We start from the raw sequence: 7,348 nt of genomic DNA, 5'->3' as shown, positions 1-7,348 counted from the left end.
TACCCTACGCTGTTGTAGGTAAAATCAGACATCCGAGTGAATCGTATTTTTTTACTGCAGTAAAATTTATTTTCAGTAATGTAGGGATCATGAAATCGAAACCCTTGTGAACCAAGGATATTAATTGTCTCTTTATTATCTTTGCAAGAATAAATTTCACCTACATAACGCGAATTAAATTTTTCTCTTGAATTAGGATACATTTTATTAAAACGAGTAATATCATCTTTAAAATTAGGATCCAAAGGCTCTAGCACGAGCAATGCAGGAGAGGTATTGGTATTCATTAAACAATAAATTTTATGTGTCTCGCTGATGTAACCTGCTGCATAGCGATACGGAGTCATGGCATGCAATTCGGTTATATATTGGATGGCATCCCCGGTTTGAACCTGAATGACGACAGCACACATGTCGCCATAAAGCTGCTCAAGTCCCATCGAGATACGTCGTTCATATATTTTGGTTTTGTATTCTTTAAAATAGTCTGAGTTTTCTTTATCACCTTTGGTGATGATAATTAAGCCGATTAATCATTTCCAGCCTCCAATACGCAACATGCATCCTGGCAATACTCTAATTATATACTCTTTTCAGGTTTTATCCGTGTTCGATTATTGGAGAGATAAATCAATTCCCTTTTACAATTGATTTTCAGTATAATCCACTATGACAATTAATTAAGCATTGATGAGATGGACGCATTTTTTGTATCAATAGGAGTAATTGCCCTTGCGGAAATAGGTGATAAAACCCAATTACTGGCATTTATTCTCGCTTCTCGTTTCCAACAACCGCTCCCTATTATATTGGGAATATTGACCGCGACATTAATTAATCACAGTTTAGCTGGAATGGTAGGCCTTTGGATCACCACGCTAATCAATCCCGACGCACTGAGATGGTTATTAGCTGCCTCGTTTATTGGTATGGCCATATGGACATTAATTCCAGATAAAATAGACCAGGATGAATCACTTTTGGGACATAAACTAGGTGTGTTTGGCGCAACCTTTGTAACTTTTTTTCTCGCAGAAATGGGGGATAAAACGCAGATTGCCACTATTGCATTAACAGCCCATTATAATGCCCCGCTTTTGGTGATTGCTGGCACCACTATAGGGATGCTGCTGGCAGATGTACCGGCGGTGTATATTGGGAATAAATTTGCAACAAAGATACCGATGAAAATAGTTCATGCAATTGCAGCAGTTATGTTCTTGTCAATGGGAGTATTATCCATCATCTACCAGGCCTGATGTTCTCAAATGTCTGAATCTGATGATGGATGCGAGATATTTACCTGAATGAGTTGCTTCTATACTCCTCTTCAGGAGGTTCTAAATCTTCGTCAGATACAGGTGATGCTCCCTCCTTGGTGGCTGCAACTTCGGCTGATTTATCTTGCTCCAACTCAACCTGTTCATCCTCTTCTGTAGTTTTTTGAGCATTAAGTTCGGCTTTAAAATTAAGTGACTTCTCAATGTTCCCCATTTTTTGTTCCAGCTTGATCTCATAGTAGCGAGAGATAATATTGGCCCCCGTTGTAAGACCCTCAATAATGCATTGAGTTATTCTTTCAATAAATTGCTTGAATTTTACCAAGAAACTCAAACCATCTGATGCAAGACTTAAGGTATCAATAAAAGTCTGGTTAGTCGGTAATGACTTAACATAATCAGCCCGCTCCTTAATTGGAATATCTTCATTTGATATAGCAGCAACAAGATCGTTCAAATAATCTTTTACGTATTGATTGTGTTCAGGCAGCCCATTACCAAAGGTAACTAATTTCTTTATTGCCTTGCTAACAATCAAATAATTACCAATTTCATTCCTCTCAAACACATCCAATAAATGAGATAATGCCTTACCACTGTCTTCTGCATTTAATATATCTAATCTTTTATCATTATCAGTATATTGTTTTCTGATCGCCCGTTCATATTGTTCAAGAATAGGAGTTTTGAGAAAAGACTTATAAAGAGCGTCTCTTAAATCAACCTCAAACTGTATATCCAATAAGGAGCTTCTTATTGCATTTATATCTTTAGTTTTATGAAGTGCAATTTGCTCATTGAGTAGCTTTATTTTATCTTCTTTTATTGCAATATTAAGTGCAAGTTGCGCGTTTAAAGGGTCTGTTTTCAGCTGTACTTCAAGCAGAATCAACTCATCTTTGATCTGCTCTACAACCAATTTTATATAATGAGCATCATCCAACAGTTTCAATTTCTCACTAAAGGGCATATCTAATTCTAAAGCAGCAGATAAAAACAACTGATTGAGCAAGGTCATCCCTTGCGTTATTAATGTTCCTGGTTTTAAACACAAATAATCTTCTTCACGTGACAAAGCAGCAATGTAATCTTTATATGATGATTCTTTAATATGCACGTATTCATCTTTAATCAGCTTATTAACCATACCAGCCAACTCACCAGCCTGAGCACCGACCCTCATCACTTGTTGCGCTACACCAATAACTGCGGTTGCTTTCTTAAGATCAAAATATCCTGCCGTATCAAACAGATTGTTTAAGCGATCAACTTCACTTAACATAAATTTTTTATCAGATAATTGTTCGCGAGTAAATGAACGAAAACCAAGTGGTTGAGGGTTAAAAGCATGCCCATATTTTGCTAATAAATAAGATCTTGCTCGCTCCAGTTGGGGTGATGCCACGTGCAGGTATTTGATCCCCAGTTTTAAACCTCTTAAAGCAGCAGTAGGTGTATCTTGCTTTTTAATTTTATCTGCTGCCGCGGCGTCTGATTTAAGGGTTAATAAGTCTTCTTTAGCAAGCACCAGCACTTTTTGTAATTCTTCGGTATCATCAGTATCGTAATCAATATTTTGAACCGTAGAAGAAAAATCCATAACCTGCTGTATTAATGGCCCATAATGGATTTTTAGTTCAGGCGTAAGACCATAGATGCCTTTTTTTAATTCTCTGACCTCATGCTCAATTTCAAAGATTAATTTTAATTGAGTCACAAAAGCATCATTTTTATCCATTTTTTCAAATCGTTCTAAAGCAGATTGTAAATGATAGAGACCATTTTCCAGTTGTTTTATATGACGAGGAATAACCGGATCCGTATTATTAATCACATGTAATGATTCAAGCTCTGGTTTTTCCAGATAAACTTGTATGTGTTCGGACATTTTCTCTTTAGTGATAGCGCGAAATCGCTCCTTCATTAACACAACATGAGCGGATAAATTTAACTCTTGTACTTTTACAAAACTTCCACGAACAGTTTTGGTTGAGGCGATAACGACTGGCTTTAATTCTCCAGGTCCAGGAGCAGCTCTGCTTTGACTGTCCTCAAGATACTTGTCACGGGCTTTAAGCATCGCAAGCTGTTCCAAATCACGTCTTGTTTTATTATCTGCAGACGGATTCAATTGAGTTCTAGCCTCATCGATTACTTCAGCATGAAGCAAAAATGATTTCTTTTGTTCTTCGAGGTATTTTATTACCAACTCTTCCTGATTTAATAATTGGGTAAAAGTAAATGGTACTTCCAGAACTTTATTATTGGTCGTTTCAAGCCTGTTTAACGCAGTAAGGAATTCATTAGCCAGATCAAGGTTAGCAAAAGACATTGGATCTTGAATTTTTGCAAATAAAACTCTTAATTTCGCTCGATCAACAAGGTTAATTGTTGCAAAAGGCTTTCCTTCATACTTATGCAGCAGTGCAAAAAAATCACGTGCGGCATGTCGCTGTACTTCATTATTAAATAAATCTGACCACATTGTATAATGAATTTTGGCTAGATTACTGTCTCTGGTTTGCACTAGATCAGAGGTTATATTTATTTTCCTCAGCTGGTCGATTGAACCTGCTTCAGTGACTACATATTTTCCTGTTTTAATCGCTGCAAGTGTTGCATCTTCTTGTTTTGATTCAATAGTCTCATTTAATTTCTTATTAATGGCGTCAATTTCAACCACCAAAGCAGCAGATAACAGGCCTGGTTTCAAATAATTACGAACCTCAATTTCGTCTATCATAGCAAGTAACAGAGGGTACTCTTTATCTATCCATTCTTGATATGCTATAACGGTTGTATTTTGAAGTTTATCTCCCTCTTGATTTAATTTTTTACTTAAATCAAGCAACGAAATTAATGCATGAGGACCTTTAATCAGATTAAAAATGGATCCACTTCCCTCAATAAAAAGTTCAGCAACTCCACTAATTGAATCAATCTGTTCTTCAGTCATTTGAATATTATCCCCATCAGTTTTCACTGCAGGATCCAAACGTTTTGCAAGTTTATTCATTACAAAGGGTAAGTCAGACAGCATATTAACCAAAGCATGAGTCTTTGTTACACCTTCTTTATCAGCCTGGACAAGATTTAAGCCTTGTCCTAAATAACTTCCGACCTGTTCTGTAATATCCGTAGCAGAAAACTGATAACTCCAACCAGTACTTTTTATCAATTGATCAACTGCACGAAACATTGGCTCAATCAAATCATGATTGTTTTTAATCACTTTGCCTATTTCAGGAGAAGCATCTCCGAAAAGTGATAACGATTTATATACTTGAGATAAAGCAGCAACACCCTGGTGAGCAAGAATCACATTATCAAACATGGAGTTAGTATTAAAATTCATTTTATGGCGAGTGCGGCATGCCGCCTCAGCATAATACATGCAATTAATCACTTTTTTAATTGCAACGACCTGAGGTGGTTCTGCTTCAAAATTGATAAAAGGTACCCCTTCTGATTGAGGTATTATTAAGCTGGATAAAGGATTAGTTAAAGTCGTTTTAAATTTATTTAATAACCGTTCTCTGCCATTAGCTATATTACCAGCGCACTCTTCATAAAAAGTGGCATCTTCCAATTCAGCTTGTTTTGCATCAGGCAGAATAGATGTATTTGCCTGAGGAACAACTACAGCCTCAGTATTAATAACAGGGATATCTTTCTGTTCAACAAACACGTTTTCAACAGAGACTATCGGTACATTATCCTTTAGCTCAGGTAATGCATTATCCTCTGATACAGGCATAATATCCTGAGCAATAATTAACTCTTCAGATTGCTCAGGTAGTGCATTATCTAGTTGATTTAACAGGCAAAGTCCAGATAAGTCAGATTCCTTCCCATTCACTTGAGAGAATGAGCCTCCATAAGCCATCAGAGCTCCTATTACAGGAGCCAAAGCCTGACGAGTAGCAGGAGAAAGGATGGCAATAGCTTGTTTCAATTCACGGCCAGCATTTACAACGACCATAAGCATTTGTGCTTTACTTGCCATGCCAAAATCACTACTGATATTTTCAAACTGCTCAAGAGCACTCACCAGCTGATATAGTCCATTCGATACAGCCTTGATTTGCTGTACTGACTCTGGCTCATCCGCGTTGATGACATAAGGTGGCGATGAAAAATAAGCCTGTTCTGACTCTGATAAATGGCGTGCGACTAAAGTATTTATATTTTTGCTAGTTTCTAATACTTTATTCGATAAACGCAATTCTTGTAAATACGTAAGATTGCCGCGCAAATTATTCAGGCTGGAAGTCTTCACCGGAATGATATCCCCAGGCTTAATCACCTTTCGTTCTGGGAAGGGGGACAATTTTGCTTTTAATAAATTGATTCGTGATAAAACTCGTTCTTCTATAGGCTCTTTAAACTCTTGATGAGCTGCTATCCGTTCACGAGCTTGCTCCCCAACAGTAATTTTCAATTGTGCACTTGCAATCTTTTTATTAATAAATTCATACACAGAATTTTGTTTTGCTATAACCTTATCTATCTCACCACTTACAACAAAACTGGCAACGTAACTGACAGCTCCTGTGGCAAGTTGCCACCAGCTCTTGCTAGCAGGTTCTACTGGCTTTTCTGCAGGACCTACCGTATTTAAAAGATTCGCTAATTCATTTTCTAGTTCAAAATCAGCATGAGCCAGATCATATTGTATATCAGGATAGATTTGCCTTAAGCGAATTCGATCTGGTTCAATAATTTCAGCAAATGATTTTCCTTTATATTCTTGCAAAATTGCAAAAAAATCAGCTACCGAACTCTTGCTGTTTTGTGCATTTGCAATATCCTGTACTTGTGTTAGCTGGCTGGCTTCAATACCCTGCTCTCTAACAGATGCAAATGAAGGCATCAGTGCGACTCGTTCATTTATATTTAACGAAGAAGAGGCTATTTGTTCATTGATTGAAGATGCAAGCTTGTCTGTAGCCTTGATCACTTCTGCGCTTAACAAACCAGATTTCAGATAATTTTGCCTCTCAAGCCGATCAACCGCCACAATCAACAGCGGCAACCCATCATTAGCCCATGAAATGTATTTATTGATGGATTTCTGAGTAAATTCAAAATCATCTTCCTGAATGCTTTTAAACCAATCGATTAAATCATTAACGGCTTTAGTTTCCGCCAGACCTCGGGTTGTTATCTTCTGAAAAAATGGATTAATTTCCAGATCCTCGATAAGTGAAATAATTAATAAAATTCGTTCTCTTCTCAGTTCTTCTGGTAACTGCTTTTTTTTCGAAGGATCGGTGTCGGTGAACGTATTGATTAATTGTGACAGCTTAGAAAAAGGTTCAAGCAAAGGATGAGTACTGTTCCATTTACTTTTGTCAGATCCGAGTAATTCAGTTCCTTTATTAATTAGAATACTCGCCTTCTCAGGAGCTTCCATTTTTGAAAACTCACTGATCCAGCCAGATTTTTGTATCATCTCATAAGTTCCGCTAAATACTGGCTCAAGCAGGCAATAGTTATCTACTATGATAGATTGTATCTCTGGTGTCGCGTCATTGAGTTGCCCTAGCGATTTATAAATCTGATTCAGAGCCAAAACACCTTGAGGGGCTGCTTTCGCTTTACCCCATTTGGTTGATGTGTCCATCCCTTCCCATATTTTTAATGCTTCTTCCGCATGGTATAAAGCATTAATTACTTTTTTAATGGATGCTATTTGAGCTGGATCGTTATTGATGTTGACAAAGGGGACACCTTCCGCTTGAGGAATTATTTGATCTGCAATACAAGCTTCAAGTTGTTTTTGTAGGGTTTCAAGCAATTGGATTCTGGCATTACCTATCGTAAATGATAAGGTATTATTTAACTCATCAGTATCAGACATTATTTACCCCCTCGCGATATTGAGTATATTATAGCCTGAATAAATACTTCATGTCTATTTTTTAATCACAGAGAGAATTATTTGTCTTCATCAAGCTCACAGACAATCAGACTTGAACAAAACTCATCATGAATCACCGCAGTCGATGCCCGATAGTGTCGCTAAGCTCGTGATTGATTTAAGCCATCCGTGGCTAAAATCGACT

Annotated in this window: 2 protein-coding genes and 1 pseudogene; 1 reads left to right on the top strand and 2 read right to left on the bottom strand. The window is 37.2% G+C overall.

Annotated features, from left to right (window positions below; translation table 11 throughout):
• Positions 1-440: pseudogene (locus Q0495_RS12625) on the bottom strand (hypothetical protein); the annotation flags it as partial.
• Positions 441-695: 255 nt separating this feature from the next.
• Between Q0495_RS12625 and Q0495_RS12620 the strand changes: the two are divergent.
• Entirely contained in the window at positions 696-1,259 is a 564-nt protein-coding gene (locus tag Q0495_RS12620) for a TMEM165/GDT1 family protein (protein WP_298626904.1), read from the top strand.
• Positions 1,260-1,299: 40 nt separating this feature from the next.
• Here the strand turns inward: Q0495_RS12620 and Q0495_RS12615 are convergent, their stop codons facing one another.
• Positions 1,300-7,143, bottom strand: coding sequence for an SdhB (locus Q0495_RS12615; protein ID WP_298626903.1), 5,844 nt, complete (start codon positions 7,141-7,143; stop codon positions 1,300-1,302).
• Positions 7,144-7,348 lie beyond the last annotated feature (205 nt).

It is taken from the genome of uncultured Legionella sp. (assembly GCF_937871865.1).
Taxonomy (GTDB): domain Bacteria; phylum Pseudomonadota; class Gammaproteobacteria; order Legionellales; family Legionellaceae; genus Legionella.
The sequence above is the reverse complement of the archived record's forward strand: the minus strand, read 5'-3'. Positions and strand labels throughout refer to the sequence as shown.